This window comes from Nonomuraea sp. NPDC050790 (assembly GCF_044456745.1).
In the GTDB taxonomy this organism is placed as follows: domain Bacteria; phylum Actinomycetota; class Actinomycetes; order Streptosporangiales; family Streptosporangiaceae; genus Nonomuraea.
The window spans coordinates 495,136-521,750 of the sequence record NZ_JBITGF010000007.1; the positions used below are offsets into that span (position 1 = coordinate 495,136).

Here is a 26,615-nt window from a genome sequence, read left to right on the forward strand (position 1 = left end):
CCATGCTCACGCTCAGCTGGCGGTTGCTGCGCGGCGGGGGGCGGCAGGGCATGCTGGGCACCTGGCTGACGTTCGGGGCCGTGGCCATCTCGACGGCGCTGCTGCTGTTCGCCGTCTCCGCGAACTTCGCCTTCGACGCGCGGGCCGATCGGGGGGCCTGGCGCAACCCCGTCGCGGCGGGGAGCGGGGCGGTGGCGATCGAGGCCCAGCGTTACGACTTCGTGCGCGACCGGCAGATCACGGTGATCGACCTGGCCGCGGCGGCTCCCGGACCGGACCCCGCGTCTGGTTCCGCTTCCGGGAAGCCCGCGGCGTCGACGCCCGGATCCGCTTCCCAGAAGCCTGTGTTGTCCACGTCCGGATCTGCTTCCCAGAAGCCCGCGGCGTCCGTGCCCGGATCTGCTTCCGGGATGACCACCGCGTCCGCGTTCACGCCTTTGTCCGCATCCGCTTCTTTGCCCGCACCTCCTGGGTTGCCGCGCTTTCCGGCGCCCGGCGAGGTGTGGCTGTCGCCCGCGCTCGCCGCTCTGGTCAAGGAACTGCCGCGGGACCAACTGGGCGGGCGCTATCCCAAGGTCGCCGGTCAGATCGGCGACGAGGGGCTGGTCCATCCCGACGAACTGGTCGCCGTCATCGGGCACCGTCCCGGCGACGCCGCCATGACCGCGCCACGCAGCGAAGACTGGATCGTGGGCACGCCGCCCACCAAGATCGCCTCCTTCGCCGGGACGGAGTCGGAGGACGCCGAGGCGTACAAAATCCTGGCCCTGATCGCGACCGTGCTCATGATCGTGCCGCTGCTCGTGTTCGGGGGCGCGGCGGCGCGGCTCACCGTGGCCCGCCGCGACCAGCGCCTGGCCTCGCTCCGGCTCATCGGCGCCACCCCCGGCCAGGTCGCGACCATGACCGTGGCCGAGGCGGTCATCGTCGCCCTCGCCGGAGCGCTGACGGGCGCCATCCTGTACGGCGTGGCCGTACCCCTGCTGTCGCGCATCCAGATCGGCGGCGGCGTCTGGTACCTGTCCGACCTGTGGCCAAGCCCCCTCGTCCTGGCCGCGACGCTGGTGGCGGTGCCGTTGCTGGTCGGGCTGTCGGCGGTGGCGGGGCTGCGCAGGGTCGTCGTCAGCCCGCTGGGGGTGGCCAAGAGGGAGACGCCGCCTGGGCTGCGGTTCCTGCGCGTGGTGGCGTTGATCGCGGTGCTGGCGGCGGTGCCCATGCTGAGCACGAACACCAGCGTGGGCGTGATCGCGGTGGTGATCGGGCTGGCGTTCCTGTGCATCAACCTGGCCGGGCCGTGGGTGGTGGCGCTGATCGGGCGGATCACGGCCGGTTCCGCCCGCCGTCCCGCGAGACTGCTGGCAGGACGGCGGCTCGTGGACGACCCCCGCTCGGCCTGGCGCACGGTGAGCGGTGTGGCGCTGACAGGATTCGTGGCAGGGTTCCTCGGCCTGCTGAGCCCGTCGGCCTTCTCCTCCGACCCTGGACCGGCGCAGTTGCGGGTAGTGGTGACGTCAGGCCCGGTGGGCGAGGCGGTGAAAAAGGCAGAGGACCGGCTGTCGAAGGCAGGCGTGGCCGCCACGGTGAAGGCCGAGAAGAAGATGGTGGTGGCCGCCCTGGGCTCCACCGCGGACGCCGCGGTGATCGACCGCGCCAGAACGGCACTGGACGGCCTGAGCCCCGGCAGAACACCGACCACGGAGTCCGACGACCAGCGCTTCGGCACGCAGATGCTGGCCGACGTGGGGGCGGGCACGGTGGTGGTCCTGTCGGTGTCGTTCCTGGTGGCGATCGCGAGCTCCGGCATCACGGCCGCGTCTTCCGTGCTGGACCGCAGGCAGACGTACGCACTGCTGCGGCTGGCAGGCACGCCCCTGTCAGTCCTGGACAAGGCCCGAAGGGCGGAGACCTTGATCCCGCTGACGGTGATGGGCGGTGGGGCGATCGCGGTGGGCGCGTTCTGCGCGATGCCGTTCATGCTGGGCTCGGTGAGCGTGAACGGCCTGATCACGCTGGTGGTGTGCGTGGTCCTGGGCTTCGCCGGCGTGATGGGGGCAGGGGCACTGAGCAGACCGCTGCTGCGCTCGGTAACAGCCGACCCGGCCCCCCGCCCTGACTAGCTCGGGCCTGCGCTCTTCTCGTGGGGCGCTTCGCGCGGGGGAGGCTCCGGGCTGTGACATGTGGGGGGCTCAGCGCCCCCCACACCCCCACAAGGGCTCGGGCCTGCGCTCTTCTCGTGGGGCGCTTCGCGCGGGGGAGGCTCCGGGCTGTGACATGTGGGGGGCTCGGCGCCCCCCACGCCCCCACAAGGGCATGGTCCTCGCTAGCGCTCGGGCGTTTACCAAGGGGGCAAGCCCGGGTGAGGGCGGCTGGGTAGAGGGTTGAGCCTGCGGGACCGGCGAGTTCGACCTGATCACAGGCAGGGATGATCGAGCTGGCGATTCCGAAGCCGCGCCACTCTGGCTGAGTGTTTCCATCCGCCGCATGGAGAGCGGCTGGTAGAGCAACTCGGGATCACCGGCATCTCCAAGAGCCGAATGTCATCGATGGCCAGGACGCTGGAAGGCCCGGGTGAGGGCGGCTGAGAGAAGCGGGGTCCGGGACCCCGTGCACTCAGGCCCCCAACGGTTCCGACTGGTCAGGCACCCAACCAAGGAGCAGCCCAGGGCAGTTGCCTCAGAGGTCTCTCCAACGCCTCCGGCGTACGGCAGGAGGTCAGGAGGGCTGGAGCTCGTCGAAGAGGGCGAGGGCTTGGGCGGGGTCCGGGCTGACGAGGCGTTCCAGACCAGCCGTAGTGATCTTCGCCCACCGCCCAGCCCGTGCCCACATCCGTTCCTCGAAAGCCCGCACAGCCTCGTCCAGATCGCCAGGCCGGGCGGCGACGATCTCGGCCAGTTCGGCGCCTTCCAGCATCGCCAGGTTCGCGCCCAGCCCCAGCGGCGGCATCAGATGGGCCGCGTCACCAACCAGCGTCACCCCAGGAACATGCCCCCAGGTGTGCGAAACGGGCAACACATACAGAGGCCGATGAATGAAGGCGGCGCCAAGGCGAAGAAGATCAAGCAGGGGCCCGGCCCACCCGTCGAACATGGCCAGCAGCCTCGCCCGCACCGCCTCGGTATCGGTGTCGGTATCGGAAAGGTGCCGATCCAACGGCCCGCGGAACTGGGCGTACACCTTGACGTGCCCCCCGCTGTTGCGCTGGGCGACGAGCGCGCGATTGACGCCGTACGCGGCCATGGAACCGTCACCGATCAGCTCGGCGAGGCCGGGATGGCGGCTGTCGACGTCGTCCAGCGAGGTCTCGACCAGGGTGACCCCGGTGTAGTGCGGCGTCGCCGGCGAGACGGCCGCACGCACCCGTGACCAGGCGCCGTCCGCGCCGATCACGAGGTCGTACGCCTCCTGCCGCCCGTCCGAGAACCGGACCAGAGCCCCATCCGGAGTCCCAGGCACGACCTCCGCCACCCCCCGCCCCCACCGAACGTCCAGAGGCCCGAGCAGCAGGTCGCGGAGCTGCCCGCGGTCGATCTCGGGGTTGGCCAGCTCGCCCGGACGGGGCCGATAGTCGCGCAGAACGTTCCCGTCGACGTCCAGGATGCGCATGGCTTGCCCCTCGGGACGCGACAACGCCCGGAACCCGTCCAGCAGCCCCGCCTTGTCCAGCGCGAGCTGGCCCAGGTTCTCGTGCAGGTCCAGCATGCCGCCGGGAGGACGGGCGTCGGGGCCGGAATCGCGTTCGAGGACGGTGACAGGGTGACCGTGGCGGTGCAGGACACGGGCGAAGGTAAGACCCGCGGGGCCGCCTCCAGTCACAGCGATACGATGTCTCATGTCGATACACTGTATTGTGGCGATACGCCGCACCGCAACAGTACGATGTATCCATGACTGTGTGGGACCGCCCCGAGCCGCCGACCCACCCCGCGCCGCTCGACCGGGAGCGCATCGTCGCCGCCTCCATCGCGCTGGCCGACGAGGGCGGGCTGGAGGAGGTGTCGCTGCGCAAGGTCGCCGCCCGGCTGGACGTCGGCCCGATGCGGCTGTACGGATACATCTCCACAAAGGAGGAACTGTTCGACCTCATGGTCGACGAGGTCCACGCCGAGATCGTCCCCGAGGAGCAGCCCGGCGACTGGCGGCAGGCGCTGCGCGGCCACGCCCACCGCACCCGGCAGGCCGTACTCCGTCACGAATGGCTGGCCGATCTGCTGGGCGGCCGCCCAGCCCTGGGCCCGAACGCCCTGGCCGTGACCGAGTCCATGCTGTCCGCCCTCGACGGCCTCGCCGACCTCGACACCGTCTCACGCGCCGTGGAGACGGTCAGCGCCTACCTCATCGGCGCGGTCAGACGCGAGATCGCGAACGTACGCGCCGAGCGCGCCACGGGCCTGTCCGAACACGACTGGCAACGCGCCTCCGGCCCGTACCTGACCAGGATGCTGGCCACGGGCCGATTCCCGGCGCTGTCCAGGTTCGTCCACGACGGCACGGAGGTGGACCCGGAGACATCCTTCGCAACCGGCCTGGAATGGATCCTGGACGCCGTGGCCACCAAACTCACCCACCCAGAGCCGCGCGGAACCGCTTGAGCGGGACGGCCGCATCGGCGATCCCAACGGTTCGTCGGCGACCGCCGGCGTGTGATCGAGTACCGCCGGTGAGGGCCTGGCGCGGGACGCTATTTCTCCCAGACGGGGATTGGGGGGAGGCCGTGTTGGGCTCGGGCGCGGTCGGTGAGTTCCTGGATGAGGTCCGTCTTGGCGCGCGCGTACTCGCCCCGCTCGATCCCCGAGGCGGCGAGCGTCCGTTTGAGTGCGGCGTAGCGGGCCGCCTCCTCGGGGTGTTCGCGCAGGTAGTCGCGGAAGAAGCGCTGGTTGCGTCCGGGCCAGCTAGCAAGGGTGACCACGTGGAGGTTGTAGGCGTGGTCGCGGACGTACAGGAGCCGGTCGGTCATGTCGTTGACGTGGCGGTGGTAGCCGAGGCTGTGCAGGGACGCCTCGTGCCGTTCGACTGCGGCGAGGTCCGCCGCGGCGGCCATCAGGTCGATGATCGGCTTGGCGGCCAGGCCCGGCACGGCGGTCGAGCCGATGTGCTCGATCTGCGCGAACGTGCCGGGCAGCCGCTCCTGGAGTTCGCGGATCGCGGCGGCGGCGTGTTCCGGCCAGGCCGGGTCGTAGGGGACGATCTGGATGCTCGCCTCGGACATGACGTCATTATCTCAAGGTGATCTCCGCCGGCCGGAAGGTCGTCTCCGTCAGTTCTTCCGAGATCTGCCACAGGAGGCGTGCGGCCTCGGCGTCCTGGGCTCTGGCCGAACGCCCCACCAGCTTGGGCGTGCCGCGTGCCTCCAGGAAGCCGCTCGGGCCCGCGTAGGCGTTGCCGGGGAGGTCGGCCACCGCGGCGTACAGGGTGGGCAGGGCGCCGTCGTCGTCGCTCTGGGCGAGCAGGGCGACCGCGGCCCGTGTCGCGAACCGGCGCAGCCGGCCGTGGCCCTCGGGGCGCAGCAGGTTCGTGGCGGACATGCCGGGGTGCGCGGCGGTGGCGAGCACCGGTGAGCCCGCCTCGGTCAGGCGTCGCTGCAGCTCCGCGGTGAACAGCAGGTTGGCGAGCTTGGACTGCGCATAAGCCCCCATCGCCCGGTACGGCTTCCGCTCCCAGTTGAGGTCGCCGAAGTCGATCGTGCCCATCCGGTGGCCGCTGGACGAGACGGTGACCACGCGCCGCCTGATCCGGGGCAGCAGCAGGTTCGTCAGGGCGAAGTGGCCCAGGTGGTTGGTCCCGAGCTGGAGCTCGAACCCGTCGGCCGTACGGGAGAGCGGCGGGATCATCACGCCCGCGTTGTTGATCAGCACGTCGATCGGCTCGGTGAGGTCGGCGGCGAAGGCGCGGACCGAGGCGAGGTCGGCCAGGTCGAGGCGGCGGACCTCGACGTCGCCGGTCATCCCGGCGGCGGCCGCGCGGCCCCTGCCGAGGTCGCGGACGGCGAGCACGACCCGCGCGCCCTTGGCGGCGAGCATGCGGGCGGTGGAGCGGCCGATGCCGCTGTTCGCGCCGGTGACGACGACGGTGTGACCGTCCATGGGCGGGAGGTCGGACGCAGTGAATGTTGTCATGGACTACAAAGTAGACAGCGACAACAATGTTGTCAACGTAGACATTGTGCTAGCCTCGGGTCCGTGCCGGAAGAGCGTCCCTACCACCACGGAAACCTGCGCGCCGCCCTGCTCGACGCCGCCGAACGCGGCCTGCGCGAGCGCGGGGCGGACCAGTTGGCGCTGCGCGACCTGGCCAGGGAGATCGGCGTCAGCCACGCCGCCCCGCGCCGGCACTTTCCCAATCGTCAGGCGCTGCTCGACGCGCTCGCCGTAGCCGGGTTCGCCCGGCTGGACACCGCTCTGCGCACCGCGCTGGAAGGGGCGGGCGAGGACTTCGCGTCCCGGGTGCGGGCCACGATGACGGCCTACACCCGCTTCGCCACCGAGAACGCGGCGCTTCTGGAGCTGATGTACACCAGCAAGCACCGGCCGGACGCCACGCCGATCGTCGAGGCGGCCGAAGCGCCGTTCCGGCTGATGAACGAGCTGATCCTCCAGGGGCAGGCGCAGGGCATGCTCCAGGCGGGCGACCCCACGCGGATCGGGATCGTCCTGTTCGCGACCCTCCAGGGGATCGCCGCGCTCATCAACGGCAACCTCGTCGCCCCTGAACTGCTCGACGACCTCGTGGAGACCGCGGTCGAGCAGTTCGCCCACGGCGCGGCGCCGGGAGGGCTCAGCCAGGTCCGGTGATCGTCGTGCGCAGGAGGTCGGCCCACCAGTCCAGCGTGCGCTCGCGCGCCCGCGCCTCCAGCCCCGCGCTCCTGCGGAACTCGCCGCCGAACAGCGGTTCCATCGCCACGGCCTGGTGCAGCGCCGCGACCGTGAGCCGGATCGTCTCGCGCGACGGCGGGGTCGCGGAGTGTTGCCGGGCCTGGGCGTGCAGCCGGTCCACCACCTCCTCGAGCATCCCGCTGCCGGAGTCACGCCAGCCGGACTGGTGCAGCGCGAGCGCGAGCGCCGCGTAGCCGCGGTCGTACAGGGCGAACAGGGTGCGGACCAGCTCGGCGGGATCGACCGGCCCCTCGCCCCACGCGCTCAGCACGGTGTGGAGTTCGGCCTTGAGCTTGGCTCCGCCGTAGCGCAGCAGGGCCTCCAGGAGCTGTTCGCGGGTGCCGAAGTGGTGGTTGACCGCCGCGTCGGTCATCCCGATCCGGGCGGCGACGGCGCGTACCTGCACGGCGGGGGGACCGCCGGCCGTGAGCAGCTCACTCGCCGCCTCCAGGATGATCCGCTTGGCCTCGTCCGGCTTGCGTCGTACGCGCATGGTTCCACTCTACCTTGACCGCTCAAGGTAACGCACTTACCTTGAAGGACATGCTGATGACCGACCTGGCGGCGGCGCTGGGGGTCGCCGTGCACGATCCGGCGCCGCCGCGCGAGATCCGCTTCTCCCGCGCGGGCTGCCGCCTGCACGGATACGACTGGGGCGGCACCGGACGCCCGGTGCTCCTGCTGCACGGCGGCGGGCTCACCGCGCGTACCTGGGACTTCGTCTGTCTGGGCCTGCGCGGCGACGCCCGGCTGATCGCGCTGGACCTGCGCGGTCACGGCGACAGCGACTGGTCGGACGACTACCGCATCGACACCCACGCCGCCGACGTCGCCGCCGCGGCCGAGCATCTCGGCCTCGACCGGGTACGGCTGGCCGGCATGTCACTGGGCGGCGTGGTCGCGGCCCGCGTGGCCGAGACGCGCCCCGGCCTCGTGGACCGCCTGGCTCTCGTGGACGTCGCCCCAGGCGTGGACTTCGAGAGCACCAGGCAGGTGCGCGCCTTCATGTTCGGACTGGGCCCGGTACGGGACCTGGAGACCGTGGTCGAGGCGGCGCTGCGGGTCAGTCCGCGTGCCGACCGGGCCAGGGTCGCCTACCGGATGCGCACGTTGTTCCGCCGGGTGCCGGGCGGCGGCTGGGCGCCGAAGAGCGATCTGCGCCCCCCGGACTTCGCCGCCATCCTCGCGGCGATCGAGCGCCTGCCGGCCCAGCTCGCCGGGCTGCCGGTGCTGCTGGTGCGCGGCGAGCGCAGCAGGGTGCTCACTCAGGCGGTCGCCGAGGACCTGGCCCGGCGCATGCCGAACTGGGAGCTCGCGGTCGTGCCCGGCGCGGGCCACCTCGTCCAGGAGGACAACCCGGCCGCCCTGATCACCGCGCTGCGAGCCTTCCTCCGCACCTGATCAAGCGCACCTGATCAAGCGCGCCTCATCAAGCGCACCTGATCAAGCGCACCTGATCAAGCGCGCCTCATCAAGCGCGCCTGATCAGGCGCATCCGATCACGACAGGACCAGGTCGCGGATCGTGCGCAGGGAGTCCTCGTCGCGCGGGCCCATCACCAGCAGGCTGGTCACGGGGGACTTGTGCCACAGTTCGAGCCGCTCCTTGATGCGCGCCGGCGGGCCCACCAGCGAGATGCCGTCGGCCAACTCGTCGGGGATCGCCTGGAACGCCTCGTCCTTGCGGCCGGCCAGGTAGAGCGCCTGGATGTGCTCGGCCGCCTCCGCGTAGCCCATGCGGCCGATGATGTCGGCGTGGAAGTTGCGGTGCTTGGCGCCCATGCCGCCGATGTACAGGGTGAGCATCATCTTCACGCCGTCCAGCGCGGAGCGCACGTCGTCGGAGATGACGACCATCACCATGGCGGCGATCTCGAAGTCGGGGCCCCGGCCGGCCAGGGCCTCGCCGTACATCTCCTCGATCTTGGAGGGGAAGGCGAACAGCGGGAGCCAGCCCTGGCCGATCTCGGCGGCCAGCGCGACGTTCTTGGGGCCTTCGGCGCCGAGGTAGACGGGGATGTCGGGGCGCAGGGGGTGGGTGATGAGCTTGAGCGGCTTGCCGAGCTCGCCGGGCAGGGGGAGCGGGTAGTGCGGGCCGTCGCTGGTCACGGGGGCCTCGCGCCGCCAGACCTGGCGCATGATGTCCACGTACTCGCGGGTCCTGGCCAGGGGTTTGGCGAACGGCCGGCCGTACCAGCCCTCGACGACCTGCGGGCCCGAGGCGCCCACGCCCAGCAGCAGGCGGCCGCCCGTGAGGTGGTCCAGGGTCATCGCGGTCATCGCCGTGGCCACAGGGGTCCTGGCCGACAACTGGACCACCGAGGTGCCCAGCTTGATGCGGCTCGTGCGCGCGCCGTACCAGGCCAGAGGGGTGAAGGCGTCGCTGCCGTAGGCCTCGGCCGTCCAGACCGAGTCGTAGCCGAGCCGCTCGGCCGCGAGGACCGTGTCGGTCGCGTCGTCGGCGTTGCGCTGCCAGTAGCCGAGGTTCAGCCCGAGCTTCATGTGACACCTCCGAATTAAGTTCTATTAGTGCTGCGCGGGTCGTTGGGTGTCAATGCGCCATCTTTCGGGGAAGTCTGTTCTGTGGTTAAGGGTCTCTGTCGTCTTGCCTTCCTGTTGCTGCTCCTACCTGCTGCGATGGGGACGACGCTCGCCTCGGGCGCGGCCGGGGCGCCCAAGCCGAACATCGTCCTCGTCCTGGTCGACGACCTGGAGTCCGGCACGCTGCAGTACTTCCCGAACATCTCCCGCCAGCTCGTCAGGCAGGGCACCTCGTTCGACCGCTTCTTCGTGACGAACTCCTGGTGCTGCCCCTCGCGCAGCTCCATCCTGAGATCCCAGTACGTGCACAGCCACGGCGTCCTGACCAACACCGCGCCGGAGGGCGGATTCGACAAGTTCCACCGCACAGGTCTGGAACGTTCCACGATCGGCACCTGGATGCAGGCCGCCGGATACCGCACCGCCCTCATGGGCAAGTTCCTCAACCACTACCCGGGCGAGTCCGCCGCGGCCACCTACGTCCCGCCCGGCTGGAACGACTGGCGCGTGCCCGTCCGCAACCTCTATGAGGAGTACGGCTACCGCCTCAACGAGAACGGCACCCTGGTCGACTACGGCTGGGCCGAGGAGGACTACCTCTCCGACGTCCTGGCGACCAAGGTGCGCGACTTCGTGGTGAACTCCGGCCGGCAGCCGTTCTTCCTCTACCTGGCCCCGGTCGCCCCCCACAACCCCGCCAATCCCGCCGTACGGCACGCCGGAGCCTTCCCCGACGCGCAGGCCCCCCGCACCCCGAACTTCAACCAGGAGGACGTGAGCCGCGAACCGGCCTGGCTGCGGTCGATGCCGTTGCTCGGCCAGCGGGCCGTCGACCGCGTCGACGAGCGCTACCGCGCCAGGCTGCGCGCCATGCTCGGCGTCGACGACCTGGTCGGCTCGCTCATGACCACGCTGCAGGAGACCGGCAACCTCGCCGACACCTACATCTTCTTCGCCTCCGACAACGGCTTCCACCTCGGTACACACCGCCTCAAACAGGGCAAGACCACGCCGTTCGAGGAGGCGATCAGGGTGCCGCTCGTGGTGCGCGGGCCCGGGGTGCCGATCGGGGCGAGCGTCCAGGACCTGACCGCGACCGTGGACCTGGCGCCCACCTTCGCCCAGCTCGGCGGCGCCGTCGCGCCCGCCTTCGCGGAGGGGCGGTCGCTGGTGCCGTTCCTGCGCGGGCAGGCGCCGCGCCCGTGGCGCAAGAACGTGCTCATCGAGTTCAACCGGCCGCTCAACCCGATGTCGGCCAAGCAGACGCCGGTGCCCGACTACACCGCCCTGCGCACCAAGGACTACACCTACGTGCAGTACCAGACCGGCGAGACCCAGCTCTACGACCTCAACCAGGACCCCTACCAGCTCAGCAACCTCGCCGGGACCGCGCCACTCCCACTGGTGCTCGGGCTGCAGGCCCGGCTGTCGGCCATGCGCGGCTGCGCGGGGGCCTCATGCCGCGTCGCCGACCTGCAGGAGTGACCAGCCGCACGGGATCGGAGCGGGCAGCCGCCCGGCGCGGAAGGCGCCCGGCGGCACGCCCATGACCGAGCGGAAGTCGGCCGACAGGTGCGACTGGTCGTAGAACCCGGTCCGTGCGGCCAGCTCCGCCCACGGCTCCCGCGAGGCTCCGGCAAGGACGCTGCGGACCCGGTGGATGCGGGCGTACTGCTTGGGCGACAGGCCGGCGCGGTCGTGGAAGAGGTTGCGCAGGTGGCGTTCCGAGACGCCCAGCTCCCTGGCCACCTCGGGCACCCGGCCCTGGTGGGGTCCGGTCAGGAGGCTCGCGGCGGTGTTCACCAGGGTCGCGCGGGTGGCCTCCGTCGCCGATCCGGCCCTGGCCCGCTCCTCCAGCGCTCCGGCCAGGCCGGAGGCCACCTCGGCGTCGTCGCGGGCGGCCAGCCGTTCCAGGAGGGTGTCGGCGGGGGCGCCCCACAGGTCTCTGAGGAGTACGACCTGGTCCACCAGCTCGTGCATTGCCACGCCGAGCGCCGCTCTGGCCGGGCCCGGGCGCAGCCGTACGGCCACGCAGCGCGGACGCTCGCCCGGGTCGAAGTAGGAGGCCCGGGTCCGCGGCCCCAGCACCACCAGGCCGGTCCCGTCGGGTCCGCTGCGGAAGACCAGGACGGGGGCGGTGTCGGGACCGCGCACGTGCATCCCTCGGTCACGGCCGGTCAGCACCTCGGCCACCAGGCTGCTCATGCCTTGGGCAACCGCGGGGCCGTGCCGATTCTTCCTATAGGGCGGCGCGTCCTGGCTGGCAGCGTGGCGGGCATGATTCTGATCACCGGTGCCACGGGCACCATCGGCAGCGAGGTGACCCGGCTCCTGGCGGAGGCGGGCGTCCCGGCCACGGCCATGACGCGCGATCCCGGCAAGGTGGCGGGGCCCGCCGTACGCGGGGACTTCGGAGACGTCCGGTCGCTGGAGGCGGCCGTGACGGGTGTGTCCACGGCGCTGCTGCTGACGGCGTTCGGGGCGGAGCTCGCCGCGCACGAGCGGGCCTTCGTGGACGTGGCGGCGCGGGCGGGGGTGCGGAAGGTCGTGAAGATCTCCGTCCTGGGGGCTCCCGACAGCGACGACCCGGAGGACACGGGCGGCCTGCACGCGGCGGGCGAGCGCGCGCTGACCGGGTCGGGGATGGCGTGGACGATCCTGCGGCCGTCGATGTTCGCCACGAACGCCCTCGGGTGGGCGGCGGCCGTTCGAGCCGGGCAGCCGATTCCCAACGTGACCGGCCGGGGCCGCCTGGGCGTCATCGATCCGCGTGACATCGCGGCGGTGGCCGTCGCGGCTCTGACCGGCTCCGCGCACGACGGCCGTGCCTACGACCTCACCGGGCCCGACCTGCTCAGCACCCACGACCAGGCCGAGCTGATCGGGCGGGCGATCGGGCGGCGGGTGGAGACGGTGGACGTGCCGATCGAGCAGGCGCTCGCCCAGGTGCCCGACCCCGTGTACGCGCGGGCGGCGGCCAAGGGCTGGGCGGCGATCGCGGCGGACACCAGCGCGATCCTGACCACCACGGTCCAGGACGTCCTCGGCCGCCCGGCAGGCTCCTTCGAGTCGTGGGCCAGAGAGAACAAGGCCGCCTTCGGCGGCTGAGGCCCGGTCAAAGGCGCCGCCTTCGGCGGTTGGAGCCGCTCGGCTCACAGGGGCCCGCCAAAAAGCTCGGTGGCTGAGCGGCTCAAGGGGCTGAGAGGGCCGAGTCGGCTCAAGGGGTCTGACACAGCTCAAGGGGTCTGACACAGCTCAAGGGGCTGAGGCGGCTCAAGGGGCTGAGGAGGCTCAAATGGCCTGAGGCAGCTCAAGGGCTTGAAGGGGTTGGGGTCAGGGGTTGGTGAAGAGGGTGGGGTAGGCGTGGGCCAGGTGTTCGGTGACCGCCTGGGCGGCCTCCTCGGGTGCGCCCGCGGCGATCGCGGCCAGGATGCGCCGGTGGCCGTCCTGCAGCACGCGGGTGTCGCCCAACTGCTCGACCGCCTCGATCGCGTACCGCCGTACCGACTCCCGCAGCGAGCGCATGATCGCGGCGATCAGCCGGTTCCCGGAGGCGTCGGCGATGGCGCAGTGGAAGGCGGTGTCGTGCTCGACGAACTCCTCCGCCGTGCGTGAACGCTCCATCCCCTCCAGCGCGGACTCCAGGGCGGCGGTCCCGGCGCGGGCGGTGGCGGCGCCGGCGGCCGCCCAGCGTTCGATCATGAGCCGGGTGTCGATCACCTCGCGCAGCTCCAGGCTGGCCAGCCCGAGGTGGAGCCTGAGCAGGTCGGTCAGCGCGCTGTCGGGCCGGGAGGTGAGCACGGCGCCCGCGTCAGGACCCCGCCCGACCTGGGAGGAGACGACGCCGAGCGTCTCCAGCACGCGCAGCGCCTCGCGCACCGACGAGCGGCCGACCCGCAACTGCTCGGCGAGCTGCCGTTCGCCGGGCAGCCGGTCGCCGACGGTCAGCCCGTCCTCGGCGATGCGCCGCTCGATCTGGGCCAGCACGTCCTCGAACGCGCGGGTCCGCTTCACAGGCCGCCATCCGGTGTCGGTCACGTGCACCCCTCTTGTCGCGTTATATGGTCTGACCATACAGTGGTCAGACCATTGAGAGGAAGGAGTGCCGTGCGGGTCGCCCTGTTCATCACCTGCGTCAACGACACGCTCTTCCCCGGCACCGGCAAGGCGGTGGTGTCGCTGCTGCGCCGGCTGGGCTGCGCGGTCGACTTCCCCGCCGCGCAGACCTGCTGCGGGCAGATGCACGTCAACACCGGATATCGCGATCAGGGGGTACGGCTGGCGCGCCACTTCACCGAGGTCTTCGCCGGCTATGACGCGGTCGTCGCGCCGTCGGGCTCCTGCGCGGCGATGGTCCGCGAGCAGTACCCCAAGCTGGTACGGCCCGGCAGCCGGGGAGCCGTCGCCGTGGCGGAGGTGGCCCCGAAGGTGTACGACCTGTCGGAGTTCCTCCTCGACGTCCTGAAAATCGACGACGTAGGGGCATATTTCCCGCACCGGGTGACGTATCACCCGACGTGTCACTCCCTCCGCGGGCTCCACCTCGGCGACCGCCCCACCCGCCTTCTCGGCAAGGTGCGCGGCCTCGAACTGGTCCCCCTCGGCGGCGCCGACGAGTGCTGCGGCTTCGGCGGCACGTTCGCGGTCAAGAACGCGGCCGTCTCCGCCGCCATGTGCGCCGACAAGGTGCGCAACGTGCTCGACACCGGCGCCGAGGTGCTCTGCGCGGCCGACAACTCCTGCCTGATGCACATCGGCGGCACGATGAGGCGCCAGAAGGCCGGGGTGCGGATCATGCACCTGGCCGAGATCCTGGCCGCGACGGAGGAACGATGAGCGGCACCTTCCTCGGCATGCCCGGAGCCTTCCCGGCCAACGCGGCGGTAGCCGTACAGGACAGTCAGCTTCGCTACAACCTGCGCAAGGCCACGCACACCATCCGCGGCAAGCGCGTCAAGGCCGTGGCCGAGCTGCCCGACTGGATGGAGCTGCGCGCGGCGGGCAAGGCGATCAAGGACCACACCCTGCGCCACCTCGACCGCTACCTGCTCCAGATGGAGGAGGCGGTCACCCGCAACGGCGGCACCGTCCACTGGGCGCGCGACGCCGCCGAGGCCAACCGCATCGTCACCGACCTGGTCAAGGCCACCGGCGAGCGCGAGGTGGTCAAGGTCAAGTCGATGGCCACGCAGGAGATCGGACTCAACGAGCACCTCGCCGGTGAGGGGATCACCGCGTACGAGACGGACCTGGCGGAGCTGATCGTGCAGCTCGGCGAGGACCTCCCCTCCCACTTCCTGGTCCCGGCGATCCACCGCAACCGCTCCGAGATCCGCGAGATCTTCCTGGAGAAGATGGCCGACTGGGGCCGTCCCGCGCCGCCGGAGCTGACCGACGACCCGCCCGCCCTCGCCGACGCCGCCCGGCTTCACCTGCGCGAACGCTTCCTGGCCAGCAAGGTCGCCGTCTCCGGCGGCAACTTCATGATCGCCGAGACCGGCACGCTGGTCGTGCTGGAGTCCGAGGGCAACGGCCGCATGTGCCTGACGCTGCCCGAGACGCTCATCAGCGTGGTCGGCATCGAGAAGCTGCTGCCCACCTGGCGCGACCTGGAGGTCTTCCTCCAGTTGCTGCCGCGCAGTTCCACCGCCGAGCGCATGAACCCCTACACCAGCACCTGGACCGGCTCCGCCGAAGGCCAGGACTTCCACCTCGTGCTGCTCGACAACGGCCGCACCGGCGTGCTCGCCGACGAGGTCGGCCGCCAGGCGCTGCGCTGCATCCGCTGCTCGGCCTGCCTCAACGTCTGCCCCGTCTACGAACGCGCCGGCGGCCACGCCTACGGCTCGGTCTACCCGGGCCCGATCGGCGCCATCCTCACCCCGCAGCTCCGCGGCATGGACACCGAGCTGGACGCCTCGCTGCCCTACGCCTCGTCGTTGTGCGGCGCCTGCTTCGACGCCTGCCCGGTCGCGATCGACATCCCGGAGGTGCTGGTCGACCTGCGCGCCAAGGTCCCGCACGGCCGCGCCGAGCGCGCGGGCATGAAGGCCGCGGGCTGGGTCCTCAACAACGAGGTACGGCTGGCCAAGGCCCAGCGCCTGGCCACCCGCTTCCGCAAGCTGGTGCCCAAGCGCCTGCCCGGCCCCTTGTCGGCCTGGACCGACACCAGAGACCTGCCGGACATTCCCGAAGAGTCGTTCAGAGACTGGTGGGAGCGAACCGGACGTCGAGGAGAGGTGAGCGACCGGATGGATGCGGGCGCGAACCTGACGCCGCCGAGGGGTGAGGAGAGGTGAGTGATCCGATGGAGACGGGCGCGCGTGCGGAGATCCTCGCCAAAATCAGGAAGGCCGTGAAGGGGGCCCCGGACGTGGCGATCCCGCGCGACTACCGCACCACCGTCCCGGTGACCGACCCCGTCGGCCTGCTGGCCGAGCGCCTCGACGACTACCGGGCCGTCGTCCACGTGCTGCCCGCCGCCGACGTGGACGCCAAGGTGGCCGAGCTGACCGAGGGCAGGAGAATGGTCGTGCCCGGCGAGCGCGCCTGGACGCGGGAGGAACTGGCGGCCGCCGACGGCGTGGTCACCGGCTGCGCGATCGCCATCGCCGAGACCGGCACCATCGTCCTGGACACCCGCCAGGGCGAGCGCGCCCAGACGCTGCTGCCCGACTACCACCTGTGCCTGGTGCGCGCCGACCAGATCGTCGGCGGCGTGCCCGACGCGATCGCCAGGCTCAACCCGTCCCTGCCGCTCACCTGGATCAGCGGACCGTCGGCCACGAGCGACATCGAGCTGAACCGGGTGGAGGGCGTCCACGGTCCCCGCACCCTCGAGGTGATCATCAGTACCTGAATGGGTAGCCTTCGCACGTGTTCGACGCACACCTCACCGTCAGGACGGAACGCCTGGTCCTGCGCCCGTTCGGCCCCGAGGACGCCGGCCGCGTCCGCGTGATCGTGGAGTCCGGGTCGATCTTCCTGCCGCCCGGCGCGCCCACGCACGTCGCCGGGATCGCCCCGTGGCTCACCACGGGCGTGCACGAGCTGTGGCGCTCGGGCACCGGACTCCACCTGGCCATGACCGACTCCGCCGGGCTGGTCGTGGGCGCGATCAGCCTGTTCAAGACCTCGTGGAGCGCCGGCACCACCGAGGTCGGCTACGGCGTGCACCCGCTCTACCGAGGCCGCGGCCTCGCGACCGAGGCGGTCACCGGGCTGGCCGGGCACGTCTTCGCGCACACCGACCTGCGGCGCATCGACCTCACCGCCAACCTCGACAACACCGCCTCGCTCAGGGTCGCCGAGAAAGCCGGCTTCACCAGGGAGGGCGTGCTGCGGGCTGCGGTCCTGGAGGACGACGGGCCGCACGACCTGGCGGTGTTCGGGCTGCTGCGCGGCGACAGCCGTACGCCCAAGGAGGTCTTCCCGCACCGCGAGCTGCTCACGGAGCGGCTGCGCCTGCGGCGGCCGGCGGAGTGGGACCTGCCCGACCTGACGGCGACCGGGGCCGACGAGCGGACGCAGGAGTTCACGACCGTTCCGCGCGGCTACACCGAGGCGCACGCGCGCGGCTTCCTGCGCCACGTCGAGCAGGCGCGCGCCGACGGCGACGGCGTCGCCTGGACGGTCGAGGAGCGCGACGGCGGGCGCTACGTCGGCAGCGTCGACCTCAAGGGCACCGACTGGCGGATGCGCACCACGGAGGTCGGCTACATGACCGCGCCTTGGGCGCGCGGGCAGGGCTACATCGGGGAGGCGGTGCTCGCGGTCGCCCGCTGGATCTTCGCCGAGCACGGCTTCCAGCGGCTCCAGCTCCGCGCCGCGCGGTCCAACACCAGCTCGCAGCGGGTGGCGGAGAAGGCCGGGTTCGTCCGCGAGGGCGTCGCGCGCAACGGCGGCCACGGCGAGGACCTCGTCGTGTACAGCCTTATCCCTTCCGACATCCCTTCCGAGCACATGGGAAAGACGTCACTCTGAAGGGGTGACAGTCACGGTGATCGGCTGGGACGGCTCAGGACTCCCGGCCACGGCGGCCGAGCGGCTGCGGGCCGCCGCCCTCGTGGTGGGCCCCGACGCCCTGCTCGGCGAGCTCGGGATCGACGCGCCGACCGCCTCCTCCGACGTGCTGCTCCAGGCCCTTGAGGATCACCTCGAACAGGGCGAGGGACCGGCCGTCGTGCTGGCGGAGGGCGACCCGGGGCTGTTCGGCGCCGTCGCCGCGCTGCGCGCCCGCGGCATCAAACCCGAGGTGCTGCCCGCCACCGCGGTGATCACCCGCGCCTTCGCCTGCGCCGGGCTCAACTGGGAGGACGCGCTCGTGCTCGCCCCCGCCGGCGCCTACCAGCTCTCCCGCGTCGTCAACGCCTGCCGCGCCCACCCCAAGGTCGCCGTGCTGTGCGCCGACGGCGTCGGCCCCGCCGAACTCGCCCGCGAACTGGCGCCCACCACCCCGCGCGCCCTCATCGTCTGCGAGGACCTCGGCGGACCCGGCCAGCGCGTCACCCACAGCCGCATGGGCGAGGCCACCACCCGGCCGTGGAAGGACCCCGACGTCGTGCTCGTCCTGGACCCGTTGCACCGGCCCAAGGAACCGGGCTGGGTGGCGGGCGCGCAACCGGGGCCGGCGGAGTGGGCGCTGCCGTTCGAGACCGGGATCGCGCCGGAGGTGCGCGCGTTCGTCCTGGCCAAGCTCGGCCCCCGCCTCGGCGACCTGATCTGGGACGTCGGCGCCGGAGCGGGCGAGATCGCCGTCGAGTGCGCCAGGCTCGGCGCGGCCGTCGTCGCCGTCGAGCGCGAGGAGGAGGCCTGCGCCCGGCTGCGCGCCAACGTCATCGAGCACGGCGTCAAGGTCGCCCTGACGCGCGGCCAGGCCCCGCCCGCCCTCGAACCCCTGCCCGACCCCGACGCCGTCTTCGTCGGCGGCGGCGGAACCGACGTGATCGTCGCCTGCGCCGCCCGCGGCCCCCGCACGCTGGTGTGCGCGCTCAAGGCCGTCGAGCACGTGCCGGCCGTACTCGACCTGCTGCGCGAGCAGGGCTACCAGGCCGAGGGCACCCAGATCCAGGCGTCCAGGCTGATCGCCCACGCGGACGGCTCGCACGGCCTGCACGCCGCCGATCCCGTCTTCGTGGTGCACGCACGGGTTCTCTGAACCGTCGCCGATCGGTTATCCTCGCGTGTCTTGTCTACGCACCGGAGAACCCCTACACATGAAGCCGCCGCTGCTGCTCATCGGGCAGGGCTCGAACGATGACGGCGATTCTGCAGAGTTCGGCAGATTCGTCCATCGGCTCCGATGCCGCCTCGACGAGCAGGCCGCCGACGTATCCGGCGGCTACCTCGAACGCGCGACCCCCCGGTTGAGCGACTCCGTCGCCTCCCTGGTGGCACGCGGCCATCACCGCCTGGTGGCGCTGCCCCTGAGCCTCACCCGCGTCAGCGACGACTTCCCCGCCGCCATGGCCCTGGAGCAGGAGAGGCACCCCACGCTCATGTACGACTACGGCCGCCCCCTCGGCCCCGACCCCCGCGTGCTCGCCGTCCTGGCCGAGCGGCTCAAGGACGCCGCCGCCGACATCGTGGAGCCCGCCGCGGAACGCCCGCGCCTGCGCGTGGTCGACTCCACCATGGTGCTGGAGGAGGCCCCGAGGATCGAGCCGGGCGAGACCGCCGTCGTGCTGGTCGGCGAGGGTTCCACCGACCCGGTCGCCAACGCCGAGGTCCACCGGGTCTCGCGGCTGTTCTGGGAGACGCACGCCTACGACTTCATGACCGTCGAGACCGCCTTCGTCTCCGTCACCCCGCCCGGCGTGCCCGGCGGGCTGGAGCGCTGCCGCAGGCTCGGCGCCAAGCGCGTCATCGTCGTGCCCTATCTGCTGTTCGCCGGCGGCATGCTGGAGAAGGTCTGGGCCCAGGCGCTCGCCTACGGCGCGGGACACCCCGACCTCGACATCCGCTGCGCCGAGGTGATCGGCGACTGCGAGACCCTCGCCGACATCGTCATCGACCGCTACGAGGAAGCGCTCCAGCTCGTCCACTAGCTAGGGTGGCGGGCGTGCTGGAAGAGACGATCGCCGCGATCCGCCCCGCCGACGCCCGCGCGCTGGCCGACGCCCGCGCCCACCAGGACCGCCTCACCAAGCCGCCCGGCGCGCTCGGCGCGCTGGAGGAGGTCGCGGTACGCCTGGCCGGCGCGGCCGGAACCTCGCCGCCCCCGATGCCGGCGCCCGCGGCCCTGGCCATCTTCGCCGCCGACCACGGGGTGCACGCCCAGGGCGTGAGCCCGTGGCCGCAGGAGGTCACGCAGCAGATGGTGGCCAACTTCCTGGCCGGGGGAGCGGTGGCCAACGCCTTCGCCGCCCAGGCCGGCGCGTCCGTGACCGTCGTCGACGTGGGCGTGGCCGCCGACCTCGCGCCCGCCCCCCGCCTCATGATCAGGAAGGTGGGGTACGGCACCGCCGACCTCTCCCAGGGACCGGCGATGACGCGGGCGCAGGCCGTACAGGCGCTCGAAGCGGGCATCGCCGTGGCCCGCGCGCTCATCGCGGACGGCGCCCGCTGCCTGATCACCGGCGACATGGGCATCGCCAACACGACCGCCTCCGCCGCCCTCGTCGCCGCCTTCACCGGCGCCGACGCGGCCGAGGTCACCGGCAGGGGCACCGGCGTCGACGACGACACCCACGCGCTCAAGATCTCGGTGGTCCGCCGGGCGCTGGAGGTCAACTCCGCGCTGCTCGACACCCCGTTGTCCACCCTCGCCGCGCTCGGCGGCTTCGAGCACGCGGCGATCGCCGGGTTCGTGCTGGGCGGGGCCGCCGCGCGGGTGCCGGTGATCCTCGACGGCGTGATCGCGGGCGCCGCCGCGCTGGCCGCCCACGCGATGTCGCCCGCGGCCGTGGACCACTGCGTGGCCGGCCACCGCTCGGCCGAACCCGGCCACGCGAGCGCCCTCACCCACCTCGGCCTGCGGCCCCTGGTCGATCTGGAGCTGCGGCTTGGGGAGGGGACGGGCGGGCTGCTGGCGCATCCGCTGGTGTGCGCGGCGGTCCGCGTCATGCACGAGGTCGCCACCTTCGACGCGGCGGGTGTGACGGAGAAGCCCCAGTGACGAGGGTGTGATGATGGGAGGGTGACTCGTTACGGTGCGATGTACGGACCCGACATCACCTTCCTGGGCGTCGAGCGGTGCGACGTGCTCGATCCGGCCACGTACGCGGGCGCGGACGTGGTCATCGTCGGCGCCCCCTTCGACGGCGGCACCTCGAACCGGCCGGGGGCCAGATTCGGCCCGATGGCGCTGCGCCAGGCGTGCTACCTGCCGCACGACGGCTCGCGGCCGAGCCTGGCGCTCCGGGTAGACGCGCTGAAGGACCTGCGGGTGCTGGACGCGGGGGACATCGAGATGTACTCGGGAGACGTGGAGACCTCGCTGGCCAACATCGAGGACGCCGTCCACCGGATCGCCGCCTCAGGCGCCGTCCCGCTGATCCTGGGCGGTGACCACACCGTGGCGCTGCCCGACGCCAAGGGCACCGCGCGGGCCTTCGAGCCCGGCCGCACCTCGATGATCCACTTCGACGCGCACGCGGACACGGGCGACATCGAGTTCGGGCACCTGCACGGGCACGGGACGCCGATGCGCAGGCTGATCGAGTCCGGGGCGATCAGGGGCGACCGCTTTCTCCAGATCGGGCTGCGCGGCTACTGGCCGGGTCCCGAGACGCTCGACTGGATGGCCGAGCAGAACATGCGCTCCTACGAGATGACCGAGATCGTCGCGCGTGGCCTGGAGGAGTGCCTGACGGAGGCGTTCACGATCGCGCTGGACGAGTGCGACCAGATCTTCCTCTCCGTCGACATCGACGTCTGCGACCCCGGCCACGCCCCCGGCACCGGCACCCCCGAGCCTGGCGGGCTGTCGGCCAGGCAGCTTCTCGACGCCGTCCGCCGCATCTGCTACGAACTGCCCGTGGCGGGCATGGAGGTGGTGGAGGTGGCGCCGCCGTACGATCACGCGGACATCACCGCCTTCCTCGGCAACCGCGTTATCCTGGAGGCTCTGTCAGCGATGGCCAGACGCCGCAAGGACGATGAGGGCGGGCCGCGCTGGGATCCCCGGCAGCCTCTACTTGACGGCCGCTAGTTCCACTTTCCCAATCTTCCGTTAGGTTTACCTCCTAACACACCAACCTTCGCGAACGGGAGATTCGCCCCATGGGCCCCTACCTCCTCGGCCTGCGGCTTTCCGGCCGCCGGGTCCTCGTCGTCGGTGGCGGCCGGGTCGCCCAGCGACGGGTTCCCGCGCTGCTGGAGGCCGGTGCGGTGGTCACGGTGGTGTCGACCTCGGTCACCCCGGCGCTCGACGACCTGATCGCCGCCGGCCGGATCACCTGGCACGCCCGGCCGTACCAAGTCGGCGACTGCGACGGCGCGTGGCTCGTGCAGGCGTGCACGAGCGACCACGCGGCCAACGCGGCCGTGGCCGCGGAGGCCGAGGCCAAGCGGATCTGGTGCGTGCGCGCCGACGACAAGGACGCCTCGGCCGCCTGGACGCCCGCCTCCGGCAAGGTCGACGAGATCAGCGTCGCGATCACGGCGGGCGGCGATCCGCGCAGGGCCGCCGGAATCCGCGACGCCGTGGTCGACGCGCTGCGCGACGGCACCGTTGACGCCCGCCGCAACCGCGCCAAACCCGTGGGCGTCGCCCTCGTCGGCGGCGGTCCCGGCGATCCCGGCCTGATCACCGTGCGCGGGCGGCAACTGCTCGCCCAGGCCGACGTGGTGGTCGCCGACCGGCTCGCGCCCCGGGCGCTGCTCGACGAACTCGCTCCCGACGTCGAGCTGATCGACGCCGCCAAGGTGCCCTACGGGCGTTCGCTGGCCCAGGAGGCCATCAACGAGGTGCTGATCGACCGCGCCAGACAGGGCAGGTTCGTGGTCCGGCTGAAGGGCGGCGACCCGTTCGTCTTCGGGCGCGGCGGCGAGGAGATGCTCGCCTGCGCCCACGCGGGCATCCCGGTGCTGGTCGTGCCGGGCATCACCAGCCCGGTCGCGGTTCCCGCCGCCGCCGGGGTCCCGGTCACGCACCGGGGGGTCAGCCAGGAGTTCCACGTGATCTCGGTGCACGTCGAGCCCGACGATCCGCGCTCCACGGTCGACTGGCCGGGAATGGCACGCTCCGAGGGCACGCTCGTGCTGATGATGGCGGTCGAACGGCTGGCCAAGGTGGCCGAGACCTTGCAACGGGACGGACGTTCGCCGGAAACTCCCGTAATGGTGGTACAGGACGGTACTCTTCCCACGCAGCGGGCGGTCACCGCCACGCTAGCCACCGTGGCCGACCGCGTCTCAGCGGCCGGGATACGGCCCCCGGCGATCGTCATCGTCGGCGACGTCGTGAAGGTCGGCCAGGAGGTCGAGATGGTTCGATCGGAGCGGGTTCCGTGAACGCCATGGGTGACGGGCACCAGGAGTCCGCGGGGGAGCGGACGCTGTTCATGCCTCCCATCAGACAACCTGCCGGGGTACGGCCTGCCGCCCCCGAGCCCGAGCAGCCGCCTGCCGAGGATGGCGTGGCTGAGAACGCCGCGCCTGAGGAGGCCCCGATCGAGGGCGATGCGGCTGAGGGTTCGGCGGCTGGGGATTCGGCGGCCGAGGACGCCGTGGGCGAGGACGCGGGTGACGCCGCGGAGCCTGCTGACGAGGCTGAGGCGCCGGTGGAGGATCTCGCCGACGACCCCGCCGCTGCCGAGGACGAGGCCGGAGCCGGTGACGAGGCGGGTGACGCGGCGGAGTCGGTCCAGGACGAGACCGGCGACGGTCACGACGGCGCCGGGGAACCGGCTGAGGAGGCGGCGGGAGCCGTAGCCGAGGAGGGCGCGGGAGCCGTACAAGAAGGGGCTGGGCAGGACGACGCGTCCGGTGCGGCCGTGCGGGAGGAGGAGCTGCCCAAGGAGGCGGCTCAGCGGCTCGGCGTCGCGCTTGACGCGCTTCGGGTCAGCGTGGCGGACCTGCGGTTCGGGCTGGACCTGCCCGGCGCGGAGGAGGCGCGGCAGGCGCGTGACGACCTGCTGGCGCAGTTGCGTGACTACGTGCTGCCCAGGGTGCGGACCAGCACCGCTCCGGCGCTGATCGTGGTGGCCGGGTCCACGGGTGCGGGGAAGTCCACGCTGGTCAACAGCCTGGCGGAGAAGAACGTCAGCCGCACCGGCGTGCGCCGTCCCACCACCGGGACCCCGGTGCTGGCCTGCCATCCTGACGACCTGCCGTGGTTCGGCTCGGGCGAGCTGCTCGGGGGGCTGACGCGGATCGAGAAGCCGACCCCGGAGACCGGGCTCGACAGCCTCGTCGTGGTCACCACCGAGAAGCTGCCCCAGGGCGTGGCGCTGCTCGACACCCCCGACATCGACTCCGTCGTCGAGGAGCACCACGACGTCGCCCACCGCATGCTCGACGCCGCCGACCTGTGGATCTTCGTCACCACCGCCGCCCGCTACGCCGACGCGCCCGCGTGGAAGCTGCTGCGGCTGGCCAAGGAGCGCGGCGCCCGGCTCGGGATCGTGCTCTCGCGGGTGCAGCCGAGGGCGCGCGACGTGGTGCTCAAGCACTTCGTGCGCATGCTCACCGAGTACGGCCTGGGCGAGGCCGACCGGTTCGTGGTCAACGAGGCCACGGTCACCGACGGCAGGCTGCCCGACAGCGAGGTCACCGACCTGCGGCTCTGGCTGGCCGAACTCTCCGTGGACGAGGAGCGCAGGGCGCTGGCCGTACGCGAGACGCTTGACGGAGTGCTCGACAGCTTCCGTACCCGCGTGCCCGAACTGGCCAGGCAGCTTGAGGAGCAGGTCGCCTTCCGCAACGAGCTGCGTACCGATATCGAGGCCGCCTACATGGGCGCGCTGTCCGACATCGACCGGGCCACCAAGAACGGTTCGCTGGTCAACGGCGAGGTGCTGGCGCGCTGGCAGGACTTCACCGGCTCCGGCGAGCTGACCCGCGCGCTCCAGGTGCGCAGGCGCGGCAAGGCGGCCAAGCAGACGCCCGAGCGCATCCAGGCCTTCCGCACCGCGATCCGCACCGGCCTGGAGTCGCTCATCGCGGCGGCGGCCAACCGGGCCGCCGAGGAGGTCGTGGCCCGCTGGCGGCACCGCGCGGAGCTGGGCGGGCTGCTCGGCACCGGGCTCGAGCGCCCCTCCGACGAGCTCGCGCGCCGCGCCAACCGGGCCATCGCCGCCTGGCAGGAGCACGTGACCGAGCTGGTCAGGACCGAAGGCGTGGCCAAGCGGTCGATCTCCAAGATCGTCTCATTCGACGCCGACTCGCTGGCGTTGATCTTCATGGTGGCGATGTTCAGCGGCGGCACTGTCGAGGGAGTGCCGCACAAGCTGGTCAACGCCCTGCTCGGCGCCGAGTCGCTGCGCGGCATCGGCGCGAAGGCGCTCAGCGACCTGCGGGCCAGGATCGGTGTGCTGTTCGACGAGGAATCCATGCGTTACGTGCAGGCGCTCGACGCGGCCGGGATACCGGACGAGTCGGCCGCGACGAGGCTCTACCAGGCGACGTACAACCTCGAGGTCGCTCGATGACGGCTGTCACCACCGGAAGGCCGGGGCTCGGCCCCCGGCTCAACGCGCTTTCCAAGATCGTGGAGCTGGGCCCCGGCCGGCTCGACGAGAAGCTGCTGACCGACGCGGGCGCCCTGCTGCTGCGCGCGGGCGACCGGCTCAAGCTCTCCTCCGAGCACACCGTGGTCGCGCTGGCCGGAGGCACGGGCAGCGGCAAGTCGACGCTGTTCAACGCGGTGTCCGGGCTCGAACTGTCGCCCACGGGCGTCAGGCGGCCGACGACGGCGCGTACCCATGCCTGCGTGTGGGGGCTCGACGGCGCGGCGCCGCTCCTCGACTGGCTGCAGGTGCAGTGGCGGCACCGCTTCGCCCGCGCCAGCGCGCTCGACAAGGGCGAGAGCCGGCTCCACGGGCTGATCCTGCTCGACCTGCCCGACCACGACTCGATCAGGGCGCTCACCGACAACGAGGCCGACCGGCTGATCGGGCTGGCCGACCTGGTGGTGTGGGTGCTGGACCCGCAGAAGTACGCCGACGCCTCCACCCACCGCCGCTACGTCACCGACCTGGCCGGGCACGACGCGGTGACGGTGTTCGCGCTGAACCAGTCCGACCGGCTCTCCCACGAGGAACTGGCCGAACTGGTCATCGACCTCAACGACCTGCTCAAGCGCGAGGGCGTGGCGCAGCCGACGGTCGTGCCCACCTCGGCCGTGACGGGGCGCGGCATCGACAGCCTGAAGAGCGTGATCGCCGACGCCGTCTCGCGGCGGCGGGCCGCCATCCAGCGCCTCGACGCCGACCTTGACCGGCTGACCAGGCGGCTGGCCGACTCGTCCCCCGTGGGCGAGGCCCCGGCGGCCGTCGACGCGGCGCGCAGGGTCGGGCTCACGGACGCGCTCTGCGACGCCGTGGGCGTGCCCGCGCTGGGCGAGGCCATGGAGAACATCTACGCCGAGCGGTCCGGGCGGTGGGTCGGCTGGCCGTACCCGCGATGGTTCGCGAAGTTCCGGCCGGATCCGCTGAAGAGCCTCAAGCTGGACGAGGCGGAGGTCGTCACCGGGCGGATCTCCGCGCAGCCCGCCGAGGTGGTCAACGCCGTGCAGGCGCTGGCCGACGGGCTGTCCGGCGCGATGACCGGCGTCTGGCGGACGGGACTGCACCAGGCGGCGCGTTCGCGCTCCGCGCAGTTGCCGCAGGCGCTCACCGAGGAACTGGCCGAGGTCGCGCCGGAGCTCGACCGGGTGCCGGGGTGGTGGCGGGCGCTGAAGGTCTGGCAGTACGCGCTGGTGGCCGCCTTCTTCCTCGGCCTGGTGTGGCTGGGGGTCGGGCTCACCGCCGGAGACCGGCTGCCCGACGTGCTGGCGGTGCTCGGCGACACGGCGGCGCTGCCCTGGGTCGGGGTGATGATGGCCTCGGTGCTCGGGCTGGGCGCGTTGTCGGCGGTCGCCTCGCGGAACTTCGTCGTCCTGGGCGCCTCGCGGGAACGTGAGCGGCTGGAGCGGGAGATGCGCCGACGTGTGGGCGCGGTGGCGGAGAGCATGGTCGTGGAGCCGGTGGAGCGGGAGCTGACCAGGCACAACGAGTTCGCGACCGCGATGCGGGGCCTCACGGCCTGACCCTGTCCACAGGGG

24 protein-coding genes are annotated in these 26,615 nt (G+C 72.1%); 17 read left to right on the forward strand and 7 right to left on the reverse strand.

The genetic code is table 11. The features are described from left to right. The first annotated feature begins 2 nt into the window (after positions 1–2). On the forward strand, positions 3–2,117 hold the full coding sequence (locus ACIBEJ_RS35505; protein WP_397187280.1) for an ABC transporter permease: 2,115 nt from the start codon (positions 3–5) through the stop codon (positions 2,115–2,117). A gap of 595 nt (positions 2,118–2,712) precedes the next feature. Here ACIBEJ_RS35505 and ACIBEJ_RS35510 read toward each other — a convergent pair. Further along, positions 2,713–3,831, reverse strand: a complete 1,119-nt coding sequence (locus ACIBEJ_RS35510; RefSeq protein ID WP_397187439.1) for an FAD-dependent oxidoreductase — start codon at positions 3,829–3,831, stop codon at positions 2,713–2,715. A 53-nt stretch (positions 3,832–3,884) separates the two neighbouring features. On the opposite strand from ACIBEJ_RS35510, the gene ACIBEJ_RS35515 reads away from it, so the two are divergent. Continuing rightward, positions 3,885–4,589, forward strand: a complete 705-nt coding sequence (locus ACIBEJ_RS35515; protein WP_397187281.1) for a TetR/AcrR family transcriptional regulator — start codon at positions 3,885–3,887, stop codon at positions 4,587–4,589. 89 nt (positions 4,590–4,678) lie between these two features. On the opposite strand, the gene ACIBEJ_RS35520 is transcribed toward ACIBEJ_RS35515, so the two are convergent. Together ACIBEJ_RS35520 and ACIBEJ_RS35525 are read right to left on the reverse strand one after the other, a co-directional pair. After that, complete coding sequence (locus ACIBEJ_RS35520; protein ID WP_397187282.1) at positions 4,679–5,206, reverse strand: GrpB family protein; 528 nt, start codon at positions 5,204–5,206, stop codon at positions 4,679–4,681. A gap of 7 nt (positions 5,207–5,213) precedes the next feature. Then, positions 5,214–6,113 (reverse strand): oxidoreductase, encoded by a 900-nt coding sequence (locus ACIBEJ_RS35525; protein WP_397187283.1) that lies wholly within the window; start codon positions 6,111–6,113, stop codon positions 5,214–5,216. A gap of 63 nt (positions 6,114–6,176) precedes the next feature. Here ACIBEJ_RS35525 and ACIBEJ_RS35530 point away from each other — a divergent pair, with 63 nt between their 5' ends. Beyond that, positions 6,177–6,788: a TetR/AcrR family transcriptional regulator gene (locus ACIBEJ_RS35530; protein ID WP_397187284.1), complete on the forward strand. Its 612-nt coding sequence runs from the start codon at positions 6,177–6,179 to the stop codon at positions 6,786–6,788. Here ACIBEJ_RS35530 and ACIBEJ_RS35535 read toward each other — a convergent pair. Continuing rightward, positions 6,772–7,362 carry a TetR/AcrR family transcriptional regulator gene (locus ACIBEJ_RS35535; RefSeq protein WP_397187285.1) on the reverse strand — a complete coding sequence of 197 codons (591 nt, stop codon included), beginning with the start codon at positions 7,360–7,362 and terminating at the stop codon, positions 6,772–6,774. The two genes, ACIBEJ_RS35530 and ACIBEJ_RS35535, sit on opposite strands and share 17 nt — an antisense overlap. Before the next feature lie 50 nt (positions 7,363–7,412). On the opposite strand from ACIBEJ_RS35535, the gene ACIBEJ_RS35540 reads away from it, so the two are divergent. Beyond that, positions 7,413–8,270, forward strand: a complete 858-nt coding sequence (locus tag ACIBEJ_RS35540; RefSeq protein WP_397187286.1) for an alpha/beta fold hydrolase — start codon at positions 7,413–7,415, stop codon at positions 8,268–8,270. Positions 8,271–8,368: 98 nt separating this feature from the next. Here the strand turns inward: ACIBEJ_RS35540 and ACIBEJ_RS35545 are convergent, their stop codons facing one another. Continuing rightward, positions 8,369–9,370, reverse strand: coding sequence for an LLM class F420-dependent oxidoreductase (locus ACIBEJ_RS35545; protein WP_397187287.1), 1,002 nt, complete (start codon positions 9,368–9,370; stop codon positions 8,369–8,371). A 135-nt stretch (positions 9,371–9,505) separates the two neighbouring features. Between ACIBEJ_RS35545 and ACIBEJ_RS35550 the strand changes: the two genes are divergently transcribed. Further along, entirely contained in the window at positions 9,506–10,894 is a 1,389-nt protein-coding gene (locus ACIBEJ_RS35550) for a sulfatase (RefSeq protein ID WP_397187288.1), read from the forward strand. Here the strand turns inward: ACIBEJ_RS35550 and ACIBEJ_RS35555 are convergent. Then, a complete protein-coding gene (locus ACIBEJ_RS35555; protein WP_397187289.1) occupies positions 10,865–11,614 on the reverse strand; it encodes a helix-turn-helix domain-containing protein in 750 nt (249 codons plus the stop codon). The genes ACIBEJ_RS35550 and ACIBEJ_RS35555 overlap by 30 nt on opposite strands. A 72-nt stretch (positions 11,615–11,686) precedes the next feature. On the opposite strand from ACIBEJ_RS35555, the gene ACIBEJ_RS35560 reads away from it, so the two are divergent. Next, the gene (locus tag ACIBEJ_RS35560) at positions 11,687–12,517 is read left to right on the forward strand and encodes an NAD(P)H-binding protein (protein ID WP_397187290.1); all 831 of its coding nucleotides are present in this window, start codon (positions 11,687–11,689) and stop codon (positions 12,515–12,517) included. A 225-nt stretch (positions 12,518–12,742) separates the two neighbouring features. On the opposite strand, the gene ACIBEJ_RS35565 is transcribed toward ACIBEJ_RS35560, so the two are convergent. Next, positions 12,743–13,447 carry a FadR/GntR family transcriptional regulator gene (locus ACIBEJ_RS35565; RefSeq protein WP_397187291.1) on the reverse strand — a complete coding sequence of 235 codons (705 nt, stop codon included), beginning with the start codon at positions 13,445–13,447 and terminating at the stop codon, positions 12,743–12,745. Between the two features lie 69 nt (positions 13,448–13,516). Between ACIBEJ_RS35565 and ACIBEJ_RS35570 the strand changes: the two genes are divergently transcribed. From ACIBEJ_RS35570 to ACIBEJ_RS35620, 11 genes are all read left to right on the forward strand, one after another. Then, positions 13,517–14,245: a (Fe-S)-binding protein gene (locus tag ACIBEJ_RS35570; RefSeq protein WP_397187292.1), complete on the forward strand. Its 729-nt coding sequence runs from the start codon at positions 13,517–13,519 to the stop codon at positions 14,243–14,245. Beyond that, positions 14,242–15,708 (forward strand): lactate utilization protein B, encoded by a 1,467-nt coding sequence (locus tag ACIBEJ_RS35575; protein ID WP_397187293.1) that lies wholly within the window; start codon positions 14,242–14,244, stop codon positions 15,706–15,708. Before ACIBEJ_RS35570 ends, ACIBEJ_RS35575 begins: the two co-directional genes overlap by 4 nt. Then, positions 15,705–16,268 (forward strand): lactate utilization protein C, encoded by a 564-nt coding sequence (locus ACIBEJ_RS35580; RefSeq protein ID WP_397187294.1) that lies wholly within the window; start codon positions 15,705–15,707, stop codon positions 16,266–16,268. Before ACIBEJ_RS35575 ends, ACIBEJ_RS35580 begins: the two co-directional genes overlap by 4 nt. A gap of 17 nt (positions 16,269–16,285) precedes the next feature. After that, positions 16,286–17,392, forward strand: coding sequence for a GNAT family N-acetyltransferase (locus tag ACIBEJ_RS35585; protein WP_397187295.1), 1,107 nt, complete (start codon positions 16,286–16,288; stop codon positions 17,390–17,392). Positions 17,393–17,396: 4 nt separating this feature from the next. Further along, positions 17,397–18,566 carry a precorrin-6Y C5,15-methyltransferase (decarboxylating) subunit CbiT gene (locus tag ACIBEJ_RS35590; RefSeq protein ID WP_397187296.1) on the forward strand — a complete coding sequence of 390 codons (1,170 nt, stop codon included), beginning with the start codon at positions 17,397–17,399 and terminating at the stop codon, positions 18,564–18,566. Between the two features lie 58 nt (positions 18,567–18,624). Further along, complete coding sequence (locus ACIBEJ_RS35595) at positions 18,625–19,455, forward strand: sirohydrochlorin chelatase (RefSeq protein ID WP_397187297.1); 831 nt, start codon at positions 18,625–18,627, stop codon at positions 19,453–19,455. A 14-nt stretch (positions 19,456–19,469) separates the two neighbouring features. Next, positions 19,470–20,525: a nicotinate-nucleotide--dimethylbenzimidazole phosphoribosyltransferase gene (gene cobT / locus ACIBEJ_RS35600; RefSeq protein WP_397187298.1), complete on the forward strand. Its 1,056-nt coding sequence runs from the start codon at positions 19,470–19,472 to the stop codon at positions 20,523–20,525. 21 nt (positions 20,526–20,546) lie between these two features. Then, positions 20,547–21,560 (forward strand): agmatinase, encoded by a 1,014-nt coding sequence (speB, locus tag ACIBEJ_RS35605; RefSeq protein ID WP_397187299.1) that lies wholly within the window; start codon positions 20,547–20,549, stop codon positions 21,558–21,560. A gap of 71 nt (positions 21,561–21,631) precedes the next feature. Next, positions 21,632–22,864 carry a uroporphyrinogen-III C-methyltransferase gene (cobA, locus tag ACIBEJ_RS35610; RefSeq protein WP_397187300.1) on the forward strand — a complete coding sequence of 411 codons (1,233 nt, stop codon included), beginning with the start codon at positions 21,632–21,634 and terminating at the stop codon, positions 22,862–22,864. 5 nt (positions 22,865–22,869) lie between these two features. Then, on the forward strand, positions 22,870–25,002 hold the full coding sequence (locus ACIBEJ_RS35615) for an AAA family ATPase (RefSeq protein ID WP_397187301.1): 2,133 nt from the start codon (positions 22,870–22,872) through the stop codon (positions 25,000–25,002). Beyond that, entirely contained in the window at positions 24,999–26,600 is a 1,602-nt protein-coding gene (locus ACIBEJ_RS35620) for a GTP-binding protein (RefSeq protein WP_397187302.1), read from the forward strand. The genes ACIBEJ_RS35615 and ACIBEJ_RS35620 overlap by 4 nt, the downstream gene beginning before the upstream one ends. The last annotated feature ends 15 nt before the right edge of the window (positions 26,601–26,615 follow it).

Bases quoted from the DNA above. Each gene is read 5' to 3' on its own strand.
- ACIBEJ_RS35505 (WP_397187280.1), top strand. From the start codon at position 3: ATGCTCACGCTCAGCTGGCGGTTGCTGCGCGGCGGGGGGCGGCAGGGC.
- ACIBEJ_RS35510 (WP_397187439.1), bottom strand. From the start codon at position 3,831: ATGAGACATCGTATCGCTGTGACTGGAGGCGGCCCCGCGGGTCTTACC.
- ACIBEJ_RS35515 (WP_397187281.1), top strand. From the start codon at position 3,885: ATGACTGTGTGGGACCGCCCCGAGCCGCCGACCCACCCCGCGCCGCTC.
- ACIBEJ_RS35520 (WP_397187282.1), bottom strand. From the start codon at position 5,206: ATGTCCGAGGCGAGCATCCAGATCGTCCCCTACGACCCGGCCTGGCCG.
- ACIBEJ_RS35525 (WP_397187283.1), bottom strand. From the start codon at position 6,113: ATGACAACATTCACTGCGTCCGACCTCCCGCCCATGGACGGTCACACC.
- ACIBEJ_RS35535 (WP_397187285.1), bottom strand. From the start codon at position 7,362: ATGCGCGTACGACGCAAGCCGGACGAGGCCAAGCGGATCATCCTGGAG.
- ACIBEJ_RS35540 (WP_397187286.1), top strand. From the start codon at position 7,413: ATGCTGATGACCGACCTGGCGGCGGCGCTGGGGGTCGCCGTGCACGAT.
- ACIBEJ_RS35545 (WP_397187287.1), bottom strand. From the start codon at position 9,370: ATGAAGCTCGGGCTGAACCTCGGCTACTGGCAGCGCAACGCCGACGAC.
- ACIBEJ_RS35550 (WP_397187288.1), top strand. From the start codon at position 9,506: ATGGGGACGACGCTCGCCTCGGGCGCGGCCGGGGCGCCCAAGCCGAAC.
- ACIBEJ_RS35555 (WP_397187289.1), bottom strand. From the start codon at position 11,614: ATGAGCAGCCTGGTGGCCGAGGTGCTGACCGGCCGTGACCGAGGGATG.
- ACIBEJ_RS35560 (WP_397187290.1), top strand. From the start codon at position 11,687: ATGATTCTGATCACCGGTGCCACGGGCACCATCGGCAGCGAGGTGACC.
- ACIBEJ_RS35575 (WP_397187293.1), top strand. From the start codon at position 14,242: ATGAGCGGCACCTTCCTCGGCATGCCCGGAGCCTTCCCGGCCAACGCG.
- ACIBEJ_RS35595 (WP_397187297.1), top strand. From the start codon at position 18,625: ATGAAGCCGCCGCTGCTGCTCATCGGGCAGGGCTCGAACGATGACGGC.
- cobA (WP_397187300.1), top strand. From the start codon at position 21,632: ATGGGCCCCTACCTCCTCGGCCTGCGGCTTTCCGGCCGCCGGGTCCTC.
- ACIBEJ_RS35615 (WP_397187301.1), top strand. From the start codon at position 22,870: ATGGGTGACGGGCACCAGGAGTCCGCGGGGGAGCGGACGCTGTTCATG.
- ACIBEJ_RS35620 (WP_397187302.1), top strand. From the start codon at position 24,999: ATGACGGCTGTCACCACCGGAAGGCCGGGGCTCGGCCCCCGGCTCAAC.